Annotated in this window: 15 protein-coding genes; 10 read left to right on the top strand and 5 right to left on the bottom strand. The window is 71.3% G+C overall.

Annotated features, from left to right (window positions below; all coding sequences use genetic code 11):
- Window positions 1–80 precede the first annotated feature (80 nt).
- Window positions 81–671: a DUF1003 domain-containing protein gene (locus HPY32_RS26970; RefSeq protein WP_067576915.1), complete on the bottom strand. Its 591-nt coding sequence runs from the start codon at window positions 669–671 to the stop codon at window positions 81–83.
- Window positions 668–1,996 (bottom strand): magnesium transporter MgtE N-terminal domain-containing protein, encoded by a 1,329-nt coding sequence (locus HPY32_RS26975; protein ID WP_067576917.1) that lies wholly within the window; start codon window positions 1,994–1,996, stop codon window positions 668–670. Before HPY32_RS26975 ends, HPY32_RS26970 begins: the two co-directional genes overlap by 4 nt.
- 51 nt (window positions 1,997–2,047) lie before the next feature.
- Here HPY32_RS26975 and HPY32_RS26980 point away from each other — a divergent pair, with 51 nt between their 5' ends.
- The 8 genes from HPY32_RS26980 (at window position 2,048) to HPY32_RS27015 (ending at window position 10,200) form a co-directional block, all read left to right on the top strand.
- A complete protein-coding gene (locus tag HPY32_RS26980; protein WP_067576919.1) occupies window positions 2,048–3,016 on the top strand; it encodes an HpcH/HpaI aldolase/citrate lyase family protein in 969 nt (322 codons plus the stop codon).
- An 8-nt stretch (window positions 3,017–3,024) separates the two neighbouring features.
- Window positions 3,025–3,516, top strand: coding sequence for a YflT domain-containing protein (locus HPY32_RS26985; protein ID WP_067584042.1), 492 nt, complete (start codon window positions 3,025–3,027; stop codon window positions 3,514–3,516).
- Window positions 3,517–3,520: 4 nt separating this feature from the next.
- On the top strand, window positions 3,521–4,093 hold the full coding sequence (locus tag HPY32_RS26990) for a suppressor of fused domain protein (protein ID WP_067576921.1): 573 nt from the start codon (window positions 3,521–3,523) through the stop codon (window positions 4,091–4,093).
- Between the two features lie 136 nt (window positions 4,094–4,229).
- Window positions 4,230–5,084 (top strand): PHP domain-containing protein, encoded by an 855-nt coding sequence (locus HPY32_RS26995; protein WP_067576923.1) that lies wholly within the window; start codon window positions 4,230–4,232, stop codon window positions 5,082–5,084.
- Complete coding sequence (locus HPY32_RS27000; protein WP_228787323.1) at window positions 5,081–5,362, top strand: hypothetical protein; 282 nt, start codon at window positions 5,081–5,083, stop codon at window positions 5,360–5,362. Before HPY32_RS26995 ends, HPY32_RS27000 begins: the two co-directional genes overlap by 4 nt.
- Window positions 5,363–5,413: 51 nt before the next feature.
- On the top strand, window positions 5,414–6,994 hold the full coding sequence (locus HPY32_RS27005) for an FAD-dependent oxidoreductase (protein ID WP_067576927.1): 1,581 nt from the start codon (window positions 5,414–5,416) through the stop codon (window positions 6,992–6,994).
- A 481-nt stretch (window positions 6,995–7,475) separates the two neighbouring features.
- Window positions 7,476–8,690, top strand: coding sequence for an NAD(P)-dependent malic enzyme (locus HPY32_RS27010; RefSeq protein WP_373686674.1), 1,215 nt, complete (start codon window positions 7,476–7,478; stop codon window positions 8,688–8,690).
- A 232-nt stretch (window positions 8,691–8,922) separates the two neighbouring features.
- Window positions 8,923–10,200 carry a glycoside hydrolase family 27 protein gene (locus HPY32_RS27015; protein WP_067576929.1) on the top strand — a complete coding sequence of 426 codons (1,278 nt, stop codon included), beginning with the start codon at window positions 8,923–8,925 and terminating at the stop codon, window positions 10,198–10,200.
- On the opposite strand, the gene HPY32_RS27020 is transcribed toward HPY32_RS27015, so the two are convergent.
- From HPY32_RS27020 to HPY32_RS27030, 3 genes are all read right to left on the bottom strand, one after another.
- The gene (locus HPY32_RS27020) at window positions 10,197–10,523 is read right to left on the bottom strand and encodes a hemophore-related protein (protein WP_067576931.1); all 327 of its coding nucleotides are present in this window, start codon (window positions 10,521–10,523) and stop codon (window positions 10,197–10,199) included. The two genes, HPY32_RS27015 and HPY32_RS27020, sit on opposite strands and share 4 nt — an antisense overlap.
- A 97-nt stretch (window positions 10,524–10,620) precedes the next feature.
- Window positions 10,621–11,949, bottom strand: a complete 1,329-nt coding sequence (locus HPY32_RS27025) for a sensor histidine kinase (RefSeq protein WP_067576933.1) — start codon at window positions 11,947–11,949, stop codon at window positions 10,621–10,623.
- Window positions 11,950–11,953: 4 nt separating this feature from the next.
- Window positions 11,954–12,637: a response regulator transcription factor gene (locus tag HPY32_RS27030; protein ID WP_067576935.1), complete on the bottom strand. Its 684-nt coding sequence runs from the start codon at window positions 12,635–12,637 to the stop codon at window positions 11,954–11,956.
- A gap of 80 nt (window positions 12,638–12,717) precedes the next feature.
- On the opposite strand from HPY32_RS27030, the gene HPY32_RS27035 reads away from it, so the two are divergent.
- Both HPY32_RS27035 and HPY32_RS27040 read left to right on the top strand, forming a co-directional pair.
- Window positions 12,718–14,025, top strand: a complete 1,308-nt coding sequence (locus tag HPY32_RS27035) for a DUF1800 domain-containing protein (protein ID WP_067576937.1) — start codon at window positions 12,718–12,720, stop codon at window positions 14,023–14,025.
- Between the two features lie 11 nt (window positions 14,026–14,036).
- Window positions 14,037–15,230 (top strand): DUF1501 domain-containing protein, encoded by a 1,194-nt coding sequence (locus tag HPY32_RS27040; protein WP_067576939.1) that lies wholly within the window; start codon window positions 14,037–14,039, stop codon window positions 15,228–15,230.
- Window positions 15,231–15,253: the final 23 nt, after the last annotated feature.

Below are 15,253 nucleotides of genomic sequence, written 5' to 3' on the forward strand. Positions count from 1 at the left end.
CGGTCGGACGTTGCCGGCCGATCGCGAACAACGTGATCCAGGTTACCCAGCAGTCAGCTTGTTGTAATCAATATTTGCGGTCAGTTGCTATCTATTTGTGGCGGAATGGGAACTCTGGCCCTCTTTCGGTCGCTGCCCTTCTTGATTTTGGGCGTCGGCACAGATTCTTCGCCCTCCGGCGGTGCATTGTGCTCCAGGCGCACCAGCGCGTCTTTGATGTCCTCGAGTTCGCGCCGGAGATAGTCGCGCGTGGCGACCTCGCCGACCGCCAGCCGCAGCGCCGCCAGCTCCCGGGCCAGGAACTCGGTGTCGGCCTTGGTCTGCGCGGCGCGCGAGCGGTCCTCCTCCAGCGACACCCGGTCGCGATTGTCCTGCCGGTTCTGCGCCAGCAGGATCAGCGGCGCGGCGTAGGCGGCCTGGGTGGAGAAGGCCAGATTGAGCAGGATGAACGGGTACGGGTCCCAGCGCAGGCCGATGACGAAGACATTGAGCAGGATCCACAGCACCACGATGACGGTCTGGATGACCAGGTAGCGCCCGGTGCCCAGGAAGCGCGCGATCCGCTCGCTGGTGCGCGCCATCGCCTCGGCGTCGAAATCGAATCGGAACCGGGTCTCGACCGGGGTTTCCAGTCGTAGTCGTGCGGGAGGCTTGTCGGCGCGCTCGGTCAAGGCCGATCTCCTTCGGCGGTGGTCGATCGCCCACCGGCATGCGCGGTGGACTGCAGGACATGGGCTTCCTCGTCCTGCTCGCGCCAGTCCTCCGGCAGCAGGTGGTCGAGGACGTCGTCGACGCTGACCGCGCCGAGCAGATGGTTCTGTTCGTCGACCACCGGGCCGCACACCAGGTTGTAGGTGGCGAAATAGCGGGCGACCGCGGCCAGCGGGGCGTCCACGCGCAGCCGCGGCAGATCGTTGTCGACCAGGCCGCCCACCAGGGTGGCGGGCGGTTCGCGCAGCAACTGCTGGGTGTGGGCGCAGCCCAGGTAGCGGCCGGTCGGGGTGGCGGTGGGCGGGCGGACCACGAACACCATCGACGACAGCGCCGGGGTGAGGTCGGGATCGCGCACCCGGGCCAGCGCCTCGGCGACCGTGGCCGCGGGGGTGAGGATGATCGGTTCGGGCGTCATCATGCCGCCCGCGGTGTAGGGGGAGTACTCGAGCAGGCGGCGCACCGGCTCGGACTCCTCCGGATCCATCAGCGCCAGCAGCGCTTCCGCGTCGCCGGTGGGCAGCTCGCCGAGCAGGTCGGCGGCGTCGTCGGGGTCCATCGCCTCCAGCACGTCGGCGGCGCGGTCCACGCCGAGGCGCTGCACCACCATGATCTGATCGTGCTCGGGCAGCTCCTGCACCACGTCGGCGAGGCGTTCGTCGTCGAGGGCCTGTGCCAGTTCGATGCGGCGCTTCTCCGGCAGCTCCCGCAGCAGGTGCGCGACGTCGGCCGGGCGCAGACCCTCGAATTGCCGCAGCAGCGTGGACACGTCCTGGCCCGGCAGGTCGAGTTCCTGCTGGGTCAGCCCGCGCACGTGCGACCACGCCACCACGTGCACGGTGCGGCGGCGGCCCAGCCGGCGATGCCCGCGCACCGCCACCCGCGACACCACCCAGTCGCGGGTGCGGGTCTGCTCCATGCCCAGATCGACCACGAACACGTCCACCCCGGACAGGTCCGGCAGCTCCGGATCCTCCACCCGGACCTTGGAGTCGAGAATCTGTGCCAGCCCGAGCATCTCGCCGGGGCGCTGCTCGAAGCGGCGCAGGCTGACGGTGCCGGTATTGAGGCTCACCGAGCCCGGCTGGATCGTGGTCACCCGCAGCATGGGCACGAAAATGCGCTTGCGCGTGGGCAGTTCGACGATGAGTCCGAGCGCGCGCGGCTGCTGACGGTCGTAGCGGATGGAGATCACCACGTCCCGGATGCGGCCGATAGACTCGCCGTCCGGACCCAGAACCACCAGGCCGGCCAGCCTGGCGGCGAACACCCTCGTCGCAGCCATCCTGCAAGGCTAGGTGGTACAGCGCCCATTTCACGACTTCAGGAGCCGCCCATGCCCTCGTGCCGCCCGTCGACGCGCCGATCGGTGCTGGCCGTCCCCGGCAGTAATCCGCGGATGCTGGACAAGGCCAAGTCCCTGCCCGCCGACGAGGTGTTCCTCGATCTCGAGGACGCCGTCGCCCCCGCCGCCAAGGCCGCGGCGCGCGCGAATATCGTGGCGGCGCTGAACGGATCGGGCTGGCGCGAGCAGCTCCGGGTGGTGCGGGTCAACGACTGGACCACCGAGTGGACCTACGCCGACGTGATCACCGTTGTCGAGGGGGCCGGATCGGAACTCGACGCGATCCTGCTGCCGAAGGTGCTCGACGCCGGGCAGGTGCGCGCGCTGGATCTGCTGCTGACCCAGCTGGAGAAGGCACACGGTTTCGAGGTCGGCCGGATCGGCATCGAGCCACAGATCGAGAACGCCCTGGGGCTGCGCAATATCGACGAGATCGCCACCGCCAGCCCGCGGGTGCAGACCCTGGTCTTCGGGCCCGCCGACTTCATGGCCAGCATCAACATGCGCACCCTGGTGGTGGGCGAGCAGCCGGAGGGCTACGACGTCGGCGACGCCTACCACCACATCCTGATGACCATCCTGCTCACCGCCCGCGCCCACGGCCTGCAGGCGATCGACGGCCCCTACCTGCAGATTCGCGATCTCGACGGCTTCCGCCGGGCCGCCGCCCGCACGGCCGCACTGGGTTTCGACGGCAAGTGGGTGCTGCACCCGACCCAGATCGAGGCCGCCAACGAGATCTTCAGCCCGCGCCAGGCCGACTACGACCGCGCCGAGGAGATCCTCGACGCCTACGCCTTCCACACCTCGGCCGCGGGCGGCGCGCGCGGCGCGGTCATGCTGGGGGAGGAGATGATCGATGAGGCCAGCGCGAAGATGGCTCAGGTGATCGCGGCGAAGGGCCGGGCCGCCGGAATGATCCGGGCGACGGCGGGCATCAGGCCCGCTGACCTAGCATGATGGACACTATGACCAATCCGTTGGGGAACGCGAATCGCAATCGGCCGAGCCTGCCGACGCCGCCGTCGGGTTGGCCGGTCGGGTCGTACCCGACCTACGCCGAGGCGCAGCGATCGGTCGACTACCTGGCCGACAACCAGTTCCCGGTCAGCGACGTGACCATCGTCGGTGTCGATCTGATGCAGGTCGAGCGGGTGCTGTACCGGCTCACCTGGGGCAAGGTCATCGGCGGCGGCATGGTGTCGGGCGCGTGGCTGGGCCTGTTCTTCGGTCTGCTGCTGGGCCTGTTCACCACCGGCGGGGCGCTCGGTCCGCTGGTCATCGGCCTGGTGGGCGGCGTCATCTTCGGGGTCATCTCCACCTCGATCCCGTACGCGGCCACCCGCGGCCAGCGCGACTTCGCCTCCACCATGCAGCTGGTGGCCGGGCGCTACGACGTGCTGTGCGATCCGAAGACCGCCGAGCAGGCGCGCGACATGCTCGCGCGTTTGGCCATCTAGTCGCATGCCGGTGCTCGACGACGTCCGAGCCGCGGTGCTCGGACACTTCGGTGTGTCCGCCGCCGATTCGGCGTCGGTGACGTTCCTGGGCCTGGAGCCGATCGAGATCCTGCGCATTCCCGACGGCGATGTCGTGCACTACGTGACGCTCGGCGGCGCGCGGCATCCGATGACCGATCCGACCGCGGCCCTGGCCGATCCGGTGCGCGGCCCGCGCGCGGAGCTGGTGCTCACGCTGCGCGGCGGCGGCGCGCCCGCCGGGCTGACCCGCGGCCTCGGTGTGCTGGTCGCCGCGCCCGCGGTGGAAGGCGTTGTGCTGCAGGACGATGCGCTGCTGGATCTGGGAGAACCGCTGTGGCGCAACGCCCCCTTCACCGCCGCGCTGCTCGGCCCGAGCGAGCTCGCGCCGGTGCCGCTGCCCGAACCCGCGGAGCCCGTGCGCTTCCTGACCGTCGTGCCCCTCACCGCGACCGAGGCGGCGTGGGTGCGGGTGCGCGGCGCGAGCGCCCTGCGCGAGGCGTGGGCGGAGGCGGGGATCGACGTGCGGGACCCGGGGCGCGGGGCGGCGAATCTGTAGGGACCCCGGCCAAAAGCATGCCGGGGACGGTCGGAGGCATGCCGGGGACGGTCGGAGGCGTGCCGGGGACGGTCGGAGGCGTGCCGGGAAACAGCGGGAAGCGTGCCGGGGAGCGTTTGCCCGGCAAGATGGACGGGTGCGCATCGATCTCCATACCCACTCCACCGCCTCCGACGGCACCGACAGTCCGGCCGAACTGGTCCGCGGTGCGGCGGCGGCCGGACTGGACGTCGTCGCGATCACCGATCACGACACCACCGCCGGCTGGGCCGACGCCCTCGCCGCCCTGCCGCGCGGGATGACGCTGGTGCGCGGCATGGAGATGTCGTGCGTCGGGCTGGGCGAGGACGGCTGGCCGGTGCCGGTGCACCTGCTGGCGTACCTGTTCGATCCGACCGATCCCGCCTTCGCCCGGGAGCGCGAGCGGCTACGCGCCGAGCGGGTGGCCCGGGTGCGGGCGATGGCCGAGCGGATGGCCGCCGACGGCCTGCCGGTCGACCCGGACGCGGTGCTCGCCTCCGCCGGTCCCGCCGCGGGGCGGCCGCATCTGGCGCGGGCGCTGGTCGCCGCGGGCGTGGTGCCCACCGTCGATGCCGCCTTCGAGGAACTGCTCGCCCCGCGCGGGCGCTACTACGCGGAGAAGGCCGACACCCCGCTGCGCCGCGCGGTCGAAATGGTCGCCGCCGCGGGCGGAGTGACCGTGGTGGCGCATGCCCGCGCCCGCAAGCGCGGCCGGTTGCTGGCGCTGGACGATATTCGCGAACTCGCCACCCTGGGCCTGGGCGGGCTCGAGGTCGACCACCCCGACCACAGCGCCGCCGATCGGGCCGTGCTGCGCGGCCTGGCCGACGAACTGGGCCTGTTCACCACCGGCTCGTCGGACTATCACGGCGCCAACAAGACCATTCGCCTCGGCGAATTCACCACGGACCCGGCGCAATTCGAGGTACTGACCGGCAAGGCCACCGGGGTGCCGGTGGTCGTCGCATGAACGCCAGGGGTATGCGGGTACTGCGTGCGCTGAGCGGAATCGTTGCCGGCGGAATGGCGGTGCTGGCCCTGGTCGTGATCGTCACCGAGGTGCTCGGCGCGCGGGACGGATTTCCCGGACCGGGCGCGGCGAGCGTGGGCTGGCATATCGGGTTGGCGGCGCTCGCCGTGGCAGCACAGGTATTTTCCGACCGGCATCGAGGTTTTGCGGCTTTTTCCGGATCGATGGTCGTTTTTGTTGCGGCGGGTTACCTTTTGGTTACGCAGTGGTGGAATTGAGTCCCGTGTAGTGGTTGCGGTCGGGTGAATTGTGTCCGAATATTTTTCCTTGTGAGCGAAATAGCGGCGGACGTACTGGTGCTGGGCGGTGGCCCCGCCGGAGTGTGGGCCGCCCTCGCCGCGGCCGCCGAGGGCGCGCGCGTGGTGCTCGTCGACAAGGGCCGCTGTGGCGCCAGCGGCCCGACCGCCAAAGGCATTGTGTCGCTATGGAACATCCCGCCGGGCCCGGCGCGCGACGAAGCCGTGCGGCGCAGTTTCGAGCACGGCGGCCAGCTGGGCGATCCGGAGTGGATGCACCGGGTGCTGGCGGAAACCCATCGGCGCGTCGACCAGCTCGTGCGGTGGGGGTACCGGTTCCCGGGCGAGGGCGCCGGGCGACCCGCGCGGGTCTCGCTGGACGGGGCGAAATACCTGGGCCGGTTGCGCCGCAGCCTGATCGTCGCCGGGGTCCGGGTGCTCGACCATCATCCGGCCCTGCAATTACGCGTCGATGTCGAGGGCGTGGTCTCCGGGGCGTCGGGGGTCCAGTCGCGCAACGATTTTCGCACCTGGACCGCGCGCGCCGGGGCGGTGGTGCTGGCCACCGGCGGCTGCGCGTTCCTGTCCGGCGGCGCGGGCACCGACGTCGACACCGGCGACGGGCTGCTGATGGCGGCCGAGGCCGGCGGGGAGCTGTCGGGCATGGAGTTCTCCGGCGCGTACGCCCTTGCGCCCGTGGGCGATTCGCGGCTGGCCGCGGTCGCCGCCGACGAGGTGCCGGGGCCGGGGACGGCGCCCGCGCCGGATCTGGCGCTGCACTTCGCCACCCTCTACGACGAGACCGGCGCCGTGCTGGGCGGCGATCCGTTCGGGTCGCGCGCGGCGGCGTTCGCGGCCCTCGCCGACGGCCGCCGGGTCTATGCCGCGCTCGACGAGCTTCCCGGGCGGCTGGGGCGGCAGCTGTCGCACGGTCAGGCCCGGGTGCCGCTGCGGGCCGTGCTGGAGGGCACGGTGCGCGGCACCGGCGGGGTGCGGATCGTCGGATTCGAGTGCGCCACCACCGTCGCGGGGCTGTTCGGGGCGGGCGATGTGGCCACGCGCGAACCCATTACGGGCGCGGTCGGCGGCTTCGGCGGGCAGGGCGGCGCGTGGGCGATCTCGTCGGGGGTGTGGGCGGGGACCGGTGCGGCCCGGTTCGCGCGCGGCCGGGGCCGAGTGGGCAAGGTGCGGTCGGTGGCCGGGGCCGGGCTGAACCCGGCGGCGAGCATCGATCCGCGCGCGGTGGTCGGGCTGGTGCAGGAGCACACCGTGCCGCTGCGGCGCAGCTACTGGCGCAGCGCGGGCAGCCTGCGCGACAGCATCGCCGAACTCGACGCCATGTGGCCGGTCACCGAATTCGGCCTCGGCGGCAGCGGACCGGACCGGGTGCGGGCCCGGCAGGCGGCGGCGCTGCTGGCGGTGGCGCGGTGGACCAAATACAGCGCGCTGGCCCGCACCGAGACCCGCGGCATGCACCGGCGCACCGACCATCCCGGCGCGGCCAGCGATTGGCGGATGCGGCTGTTCGCCGGGGGCCTGGAGTCGGTATGGGTGCGACCCGGGCGGTGCGAGCCCGGGGCCGACCGCCCGCGCGCGGACCTCACCCCCGCCTGATCGCCGCGGTGCGAGTGTTCACCGGCGACGCGCCGAGGGCGCGAGTTTTCGCTCTCCCGCCGGTAATTCGCGCGGCCTATGCTCGGGTCCATGGCAGGCCAGCGCGTGGTGATTTGGCAACCTCCCGCGGCTGCTGGCAGAATGTTCCGATCCCCGGCCGACGCCACCGCTCGCTCGGGGACGGTCGGTGATCTTCGAACCGTGACGCACGGCTCCGGTTCGCAGCGCACCCCACGGCATTGTCCGGACCACCCGTCCGGTTCTCGTTCGACGGATCTGTGCAGCGATACGCCACCGTATGTCGTAATACGAAAAACGTTGCGTCACTTGCCCCGATGTAACTACCGAGCAGTATTTTCCGACATCCGCAAGCGTGGTCGGCGCACCCGGCGAGTAACTCGAAAAACCATTGATACCAATACCCGACGGTAACCGCCAGCCGGTTGAGTCGACACCGAGCAGGAGTGAAATCGTGTCCTCCGTGACTGATGCACCGAACGCCGCCACGGCGAGCCGTGAAAGTGATACGGCAAGCCTGTCCGCCATTACCCATGAAGAGATTTTCGCCGGACACCTCGGGGGCAAGCTCTCGGTGGAATTGACCGCACCGCTCGAGACGCAGCGGGATCTTTCCATCGCCTATACCCCCGGCGTCGCGCAGGTGAGCCGTGCCATCCATCAGGAGCAGGCGCTGGTCAAGCGTTACACCTGGACCGACCGCCTGGTCGTCGTGGTCAGCGACGGCACCGCGGTGCTCGGTCTGGGCGATATCGGCCCGCGCGCCTCGCTGCCGGTCATGGAGGGCAAGGCCGCGCTGTTCAAGAAGTTCGCCGGGCTGGATTCCATTCCGATCGTGCTGGACACCAAGGATGTCGACGAGATCGTCGAGACCCTGATCCGGTTGCGGCCCAGCTTCGGCGCCGTGAACCTGGAGGACATCTCGGCGCCGCGCTGCTTCGAGATCGAGCGCCGGGTCGTCGAGGCGCTGGACTGCCCGGTCATGCACGACGACCAGCACGGCACCGCCATCGTGGTGCTCGCGGCGCTCACCGGCGCCGCCAAGGTGCAGGGCCGCGGCATCGACGGGCTCAAGGTCGTGGTGTCCGGCGCGGGCGCTGCGGGCGTGGCCTGCACCAATATCCTGCTGGCCGCGGGCGTGCGCGACATCGTCGTGCTCGACTCGAAGGGCATCGTGAGCACCGACCGCGCCGACCTCAACGCCGTGAAAGCCGAACTGGCGCAGCGCACCAACCCGCGCGGCCTGACCGGTGGCGCCGCCGAGGCGATGGCCGGGGCCGACGTGTTCCTGGGCCTGTCCGCGGGCACCATCGCCGAGCCGCTGATCGCCGCCATGGCGCCGCAGTCGATCGTGTTCGCCATGTCCAATCCGGACCCGGAGATCCACCCGGAGGTGGCCCACCGCTACGCCGCGATCGTGGCGACCGGCCGCAGCGACTTCCCGAACCAGATCAACAATGTGCTCGCCTTCCCCGGCGTCTTCAAGGGCGCCCTGGACGCGGGCGCGCGCCGCATCACCGAGGGCATGAAAATCGCCGCGGCCGAGGCGATCCTGAGCGTCGTCGGCGACGACCTCGCCGCCGACCGCATCGTCCCCAGCCCCCTGGACCCGCGCGTGGCCCCCGCGGTCGCCGAGGCCGTCGCCGCCGCCGCCCGCGCCGAAGGCGTCACCCGATAACCCCCTCCCGCAACAACCACGAGCGCCTCGTTCCCCACCGAGCGGGGCGCTCGTCCTTGCCCGCCCCCGCTCCCCACCCGCCGTTCACTCACGCCCACTCGTTCCCACATGATTCCGGCATGCTTTTGGCCGGAATCTCTCTCGGCACGGTGGATTCCGGCCAAAAGCATGCCGGAATCGTTGGGTGTGATGCCATGGCTGCGCCTTGTTCGAAGGTGGTCGGTCGGTGAGGATGGCGCGGTTGGTTTTGGTGCCTGCTGTGCTGGTGGTGCTGTTGGGCTGTTTGGTGGCTGCCGGGCCGGTTCGGCATGGGGGGCGGTTGAGTGCTGGTGGGGTGGCGTTTGCGGGGGTGGCGGCTACGCCGCCGATGGGGTGGAACAGTTGGAACAGTTACGGGTGTGGGGTGGATGCGGGCGCCGTCGAGCAGGAGGCGGATGCGTTGGTGGCCAGTGGGATGCGGGATGCCGGGTATCGGTACGTGGTGGTGGACGACTGCTGGTTTTATCCGCGGCGGGCGAGTGATGGTGCGCTGCAGGCGGATCCGGGACGGTTTCCGGCGGGGATGGCGGCGCTGGCGGAGTACGTGCATGCGCGGGGGTTGCGGTTCGGGCTGTACGAGAGTCCGAATGCGCGGACCTGTGCGCAGATCGGCGGGACGTATCCCGGGAGCACCGGCAGCGCGGGGCACGAGGCGCAGGATGCCGCCACCTTCGCCGCGTGGGGCGTGGACTTCCTGAAATACGACTGGTGCTCCACCGATTCCGCGCTGCCGGAGCAGGTGGCCGCGTTCACGCGAATGCGGGATGCGTTGCGCGCCACCGGACGTCCGATCGTCTACAGCATCAATCCCAACAGCGATGTCGCCGAGCCGCCGCCCGGCGCGGAATACGACTGGTCCGGCATCGCGACGATGTGGCGGACCACCAACGACGCCTATCCGGGCTGGGCGCTGCGCCAGGGCCTGACCGGCCATCAGGGCATCCGCGAAATCCTCGACACCACCGGACCATTGACCGCGCGCACCGGGCCGGACCACTGGCTGGACCCGGACATGCTGGTGGTCGGGGTCACCGGCGTGCCGGGCACCCGCTATCCCGGCCTCACCCGCGCCGAGCAGCGCACCCAGTTCGGAATGTGGGCGCTGCTGGCCGCGCCGCTGATCGCCGGAAACGCACCGGCCTACATGGACAAGGCGACGGCGAGCCTGCTCACCAACCCGGATGTGATTGCGGTGGACCAGGATTCGTTCGCGGCGCCCGCCACGGTGGTGCCGGGTACCGCCGGAAGGGTCTGGCGCAGAACAATGTCGGACGGGTCGGTGGTGGTCGCGCTGTGGAATCCCGGCGATGCCGACGCCCGGATCGAGACCGTACTGTCGGCCGTGCGGCCGCCCGCGGCGAACCGGTGCGTGGCCCGGAACCTGTGGACCGGTACGACTTTCGCCCTCGACACCACCCTCGGCGCGACCGTGCCCGCGCACGACACCGAGCTGTTCCGGATCACCCCCTAGCCGCGGCAGGCGTTGCGGTAGTCGATCATCGGCTGCCGGACCGAGCGGAAGTCCTGGATCTCCTGCCGGTGGGACTGGCGGTAGGACTGCCACTCCGCGCGGCGCTGATCCTCGGGCAGGCCCCTGACCTTCGCCAGCTCGGTCGCCAGGTCGGGATGACCGGCGAGGAAGGCGGCGACCTGCGGGGCGATCTGGGCCCGCACGGCGGCCCGCGCCTGCGGGTTGCACTGCGGGGTGTCGGCCGAGGCGACGCCCGGGACGGCGATGGCCAGGGCGGCGAGACCGGCGGTACCGGCGAGCAGGGCGGCGACGGTGCGCTTCATGATGGTTACTCCACTTCGTATCGGATTGCGTCCGACATCGAATCTGCCCGCGGCAGCTGAAGAGACGCTGAATCGGGCGGGGTTCTTCAGCCGATCTTCAGGACGGCAGCGGCAGGGTCAGGACGAAGACGGCCCCGGTCGACCCGGGCGGAGGCTCGGCACACATGAGGTCGCCATGATGGGCGCGGGCTATCCCGCGGGCGATGGCCAGCCCCAGCCCCGCTCCCTCGGACCGGTGGTCCCGCGCGCTGTCGAGGCGCACCAGTCGATCGAAGATGCGTTCCCGATCCGCGGCGGGCACCCCGGGGCCGGTATCGGCGATCGTGACCCGCGCCGTCGTTGCCGACCCGTCCACCGACACCGTGACCGTTGCGCTCTCGTTCCCGGCGGCCTGGCAGGCATTGCCCAGGACATTGGTGAGGATCCGGCCGATGCGCTCGGGGTCGGCGGCGACCGTCACCGGCTCGCCGTCGAGGCGGAAGTCCGTGTCCGGGTGGAGCATTCGCATGCGATCGAGCTGGGTCCGGGCCAGCTCGTACAGGTTCACCGGCTCGGTGCGCAGGTGCAGGCCCGCGTCGATGCGGGCCATGTCGAGCAGGTCCTCGACCAGGCGACCGGCCCGCTGCGCCTCGCGGGCCAGCAGCAGGTGCATGCGCTCGCGCTCGGCGGGATCGGTGTCGGCGGGCTGGTGCAGGACGGCCTCGGCGATGGCGCGGATCCCGGCGATGGGGGTGCGCAGCTCGTGGGCGGCGTCGCCGACGAAGGCGCGCAGCTGCCGCTCGGAGCCGCGGGCGCGGGCCTCCGCGCCCTCGAGGGCATCCAGCATCTCGTCGAAAGCGCTTGCGGTGCGGCCGAGTTCGGTATCGGTCCGGGAGGGGGACAGGCGGCGGCCGCGCCCGCCGCGGGCGATATCGCGGGCCAGCCCGGTCATCGCATCCAGCGGCGCCAGCGCCCGCCGCACGCCGAACCACAGCCCGCCCGCGATCACCACGATCGCGGCGGTGATCGCACCGGCCAGCACCCACCCCAGCCGGGACTGGATCGTGGCCAGCAGCGGCGTATCCACCTGCAGCGCGAGCCGCGCGCGGTCGAGCTGGCCCGGCCCGGTCAGCAGCACATGCCTGGTCTTGGTCGGAAAGGCCGCCTCGTGCCTGGGCGACAGGCTGCCGTACACATGCCCGTCCGGCAGCACCAGCCGCGCCCGCACCGACCGGTTGTCCACCCGCACGATCAGATCCGCAGGCGAAGTATTCTGCTGCGCAAGCTGTTTCGCCAACTGCACCCGATCATTGAGCACCGCGGTCTCACCCCGGGTGACGACGATCGCGAACAGGCTGTGCACGACGAGGCCGACGGCGATCAGTGCGACGCCGGAAACCAGTGCGGCAGTGAGGGTTACGCGGCGACGCAGGGATACGGTTCGCATCGGCTCATCGGTCCCCGACCCGCAGTGTGTACCCCATCCCGCGCACGGTGTGCAGCAGTCGTGGCCCGTGTTCCTCGAGTTTGCGGCGCAGGGCGCTGACGTAGACCTCGACCAGGTTGGGGTCGTAGGCTTCGTAACCCCAGACGGCGGTGAGGATTTGGGTCTTGGTGAGCACCTGGTCGCGGTGGGTGGCCAGGTGGGTGAGGAGTTTGAATTCGGTGGCGGTGAGGGTGATCGGCGCGGTGCCGCGCAGCACCGTGCCGGAGTCCGCGTCGACCATCAGGTCCCCGATCGTCATCTTGGTCTGTAGTCGGCCCATGCGGCGCAGCAGCGCCTCGATGCGGGCCACCAGTTCGCCCAGGTCGAAGGGTTTGATCACGTAGTCGTCGGAGCCGGAGCGCAGCCCGCGCACCCGGTCCTCGACGCCGTCGCGGGCGGTCAGCATGACCACGCCCGCGCCGCAGCGGGCGCGCACCGAATCCAGCAGTTCGAACCCGTCCCGGCCGGGCAGCATGACGTCCAGCACCACCACGTCGGGGCGGAACCGCTCGAGGTCGCGCTCCAGCAGGCCGCCGTCGTCGCGGGCCAGCACCTGATGCCCGGCCGCGCGCACCGCGGCGGCGACGGCGGCCCGGATGGCGTCGGCGTCCTCGATGACCAGAATGCGTCCCGGTTGCACACCCGACATTCTCCGGCGGGGACTGAGGATTGGCTGAAGGTCCGCTGCCAGCCGCTCGAGACGGCCGCGACCGGCTCGATACTCGGACCATGGGCAGCCAATCGCCACAGTGGATGCACACCGCGCGCGTCCTGCGCCGGATCGGTTTCGGCGCGACCGGGCCCGAGATCGACGCGGTCGGCGACCCCGTCGGCTATCTGCGCGCCGCGCTGGCGGCGGATCCGAACGCCGATCCGGGCGCGCGCGCCACACCCCTGCCGCAGTTCCCGTCGCCCGCCCCGCCGGGCCGCGCCGCCACCGCCGACGCCCGGCATCGCTATCAGGCCGAGCTGACCGCGCAGCTGGCCGCTCTCACCGGCTGGTGGCTCAGACGCATGGCCGCGGTGCAGGTTCCGGCGCGGGAGAAGCTGACCCTGCTGTGGCACAACCACTTCGCCACCTCCGCGGTCAAGGTGCGCCGCGCGGCGGATATGGCCGCCCAGAACACCACGCTGCGCACGCTGGGCACCGGCGATTTCGGCGCGCTGGCCTACGCCATGCTCACCGACCCGGCCATGCTGCACTGGCTCGACGGCACCGCCAATACCGCCAAGGCGCCCAACGAGAATCTCGCCCGCGAGTTCATGGAGCTGTTCGCGCTCGGCCACGGCAACGGATACACCGAAACCGATGTGCGCGAGGGCGCCCGGGCGCTGACCGGCTGGACGACCCGCGACACCGCCGCCGTCTTCGACCCGAAGCGGCACGACCCGGGCACGAAAACCGTTCTCGGCGTGACGGGTCCGCTCGGGGCGCGGGAGTTCTGCGATATCGTGCTGGGCCGCCCCGAATCGGCGCGGTACGTGGCGGGGCGGCTGTGGCAGCAGCTGGCCTCCGACGATCCGCCCTCGGCGGCGGCCCTGGACCGGATCACCGCCGCCTACGGCCCGGGCCGCGATCTGACGGCCCTGATCACCGCGATCCTCACCGACCCCGAATTCGTCTCCGCCCGCGACACCGTCGTGCACGGGCCGGTCGAGTGGGCGGTCGCCGCGGTGCGGGCGCTGCGGGTGCCGCTGACCGACGACGCCGACGTGCGTCGGCTCGCCGGGGCGCTGCGCGCGCTGGGGCAGCTGCCGTTCTATCCGCCCGATGTGGGCGGCTGGCCGCGCGGGCAGGGCTGGATGTCGAGCGCCGCCGCGCAGCTGCGCCTGACCGCCGCCACCGCACTGCTGAAGAAGGCCGACCTGTCCCCGATCGCGGACGCCGCGGCCACCGACCGGGTGGACGCCGCCGGGCATCTGCTCGGCGTCGGCGCCTGGTCCGATCGCAGCGCCAAGGTGCTCGGCGCCGCGCGCGGCAATCCGGCCCGGCTGGCCGTCCTCGCGATCAACACCCCCGAATTCCTCACGAGCTGAAAGCCTTTCCCATGCCCGAAGTCACTCGCAGGCAGTTCCTCGTCGGCTCCGGTGTGCTGGGCGCCCTGGGCGCGCTCGGGGCCGCCACGCTCACCTGGGACGAGCTCGCGCACCGCGCACGGACCACGCCGCTGCCGCCGGGCGCGGGAATCCTGGTGGTGCTCACCATGTACGGCGGCAACGACGGCATCAACACCCTGATCCCCTACGCGGACAACGCCTATCACGACGCCCGACCCGAATTGTCCTACCGCCCCGAGGAAGTGCTGCATCTCGACGAAGCGCTCGGCCTCAATCCGGCCATGAAGGGGATGGCCGAGCTGTGGCGGAACCGGCAACTGGCGATCGTGCGCGGCGTCGGCTACCCGAAACCGGACCACAGCCACTTCCGGTCCATGGACATCTGGCAGACCGCCTCGCCCGACCAGCCGGTGCCCACCGGCTGGATCGGCCGCTGGCTCGACGCCACCGGCGACGACCCGGTGCGCGCGGTGAATATCGGCTCGGTGCTGCCGCAGCTGGCGATGGGCGCGAAACATACCGCGGCGGCGCTGGATCCGGCCACCGCCCCGCTGCCGCCCGACCTGTCCGCGGCGCTGGCCGGGCTGGCCGCCGCCGATCTCCGCGACACCACGGCCCAGGGCTGCGTGTGCACCGGCTACCGCGCGGAACAGACCGTGACACAGACCTTTTCGGCGCTGCACCCCGCCAAGGCCGCACCGGGCGGCAATCCGCTCACCGCCCAGCTCGACCTGGTCTCGCGCTGCATCAAGGCGGGCGTGCCGACCCGCGTCTACTCGGTGAGCCTGGGCGGCTTCGACACCCACGCCGACGAGCGCCACACCCAGGAACGGCTGCTCGGCCGCCTGGACGAGGCGATGTCGGCGTTCCTGCGCGACATCGCCGCCCACCCCCGCGGCCGCGACGTCGTGCTGCTGGCCTACAGCGAATTCGGCCGCCGCGTCCGCGCCAACGCCTCCCAGGGCACCGACCACGGCACCGCGGGCCCGGTCTTCCTCGCCGGGTCCTCGATCACCCCCGGCTTCCACGGCGACGAACCCAGCCTCACCGACCTCGACAACGGCGACCTGAAGACCACCGTCGACTTCCGCGACATCTATCACGAACTGCTGCACGGCGTCCTGGGCGCCGACCCCGCCGCGATTCTCGGTCCCGGCCGCCGCGACCTGGGTCTGCTGGCCTGAATTCCACCCGCACTCCACCCGCG

Source organism: Nocardia terpenica, assembly GCF_013186535.1.
GTDB classification, from domain to species: domain Bacteria; phylum Actinomycetota; class Actinomycetes; order Mycobacteriales; family Mycobacteriaceae; genus Nocardia; species Nocardia terpenica.

Excerpts from the sequence above, each read along its gene's own strand:
- HPY32_RS26975 (WP_067576917.1), bottom strand. The coding sequence starts at position 1,996 with ATGGCTGCGACGAGGGTGTTCGCCGCCAGGCTGGCCGGCCTGGTGGTT.
- HPY32_RS26980 (WP_067576919.1), top strand. The coding sequence starts at position 2,048 with ATGCCCTCGTGCCGCCCGTCGACGCGCCGATCGGTGCTGGCCGTCCCC.
- HPY32_RS26985 (WP_067584042.1), top strand. The coding sequence starts at position 3,025 with ATGACCAATCCGTTGGGGAACGCGAATCGCAATCGGCCGAGCCTGCCG.
- HPY32_RS26990 (WP_067576921.1), top strand. The coding sequence starts at position 3,521 with ATGCCGGTGCTCGACGACGTCCGAGCCGCGGTGCTCGGACACTTCGGT.
- HPY32_RS27000 (WP_228787323.1), top strand. The coding sequence starts at position 5,081 with ATGAACGCCAGGGGTATGCGGGTACTGCGTGCGCTGAGCGGAATCGTT.
- HPY32_RS27015 (WP_067576929.1), top strand. The coding sequence starts at position 8,923 with ATGGCGCGGTTGGTTTTGGTGCCTGCTGTGCTGGTGGTGCTGTTGGGC.
- HPY32_RS27020 (WP_067576931.1), bottom strand. The coding sequence starts at position 10,523 with ATGAAGCGCACCGTCGCCGCCCTGCTCGCCGGTACCGCCGGTCTCGCC.
- HPY32_RS27025 (WP_067576933.1), bottom strand. The coding sequence starts at position 11,949 with ATGCGAACCGTATCCCTGCGTCGCCGCGTAACCCTCACTGCCGCACTG.
- HPY32_RS27030 (WP_067576935.1), bottom strand. The coding sequence starts at position 12,637 with ATGTCGGGTGTGCAACCGGGACGCATTCTGGTCATCGAGGACGCCGAC.
- HPY32_RS27035 (WP_067576937.1), top strand. The coding sequence starts at position 12,718 with ATGGGCAGCCAATCGCCACAGTGGATGCACACCGCGCGCGTCCTGCGC.
- HPY32_RS27040 (WP_067576939.1), top strand. The coding sequence starts at position 14,037 with ATGCCCGAAGTCACTCGCAGGCAGTTCCTCGTCGGCTCCGGTGTGCTG.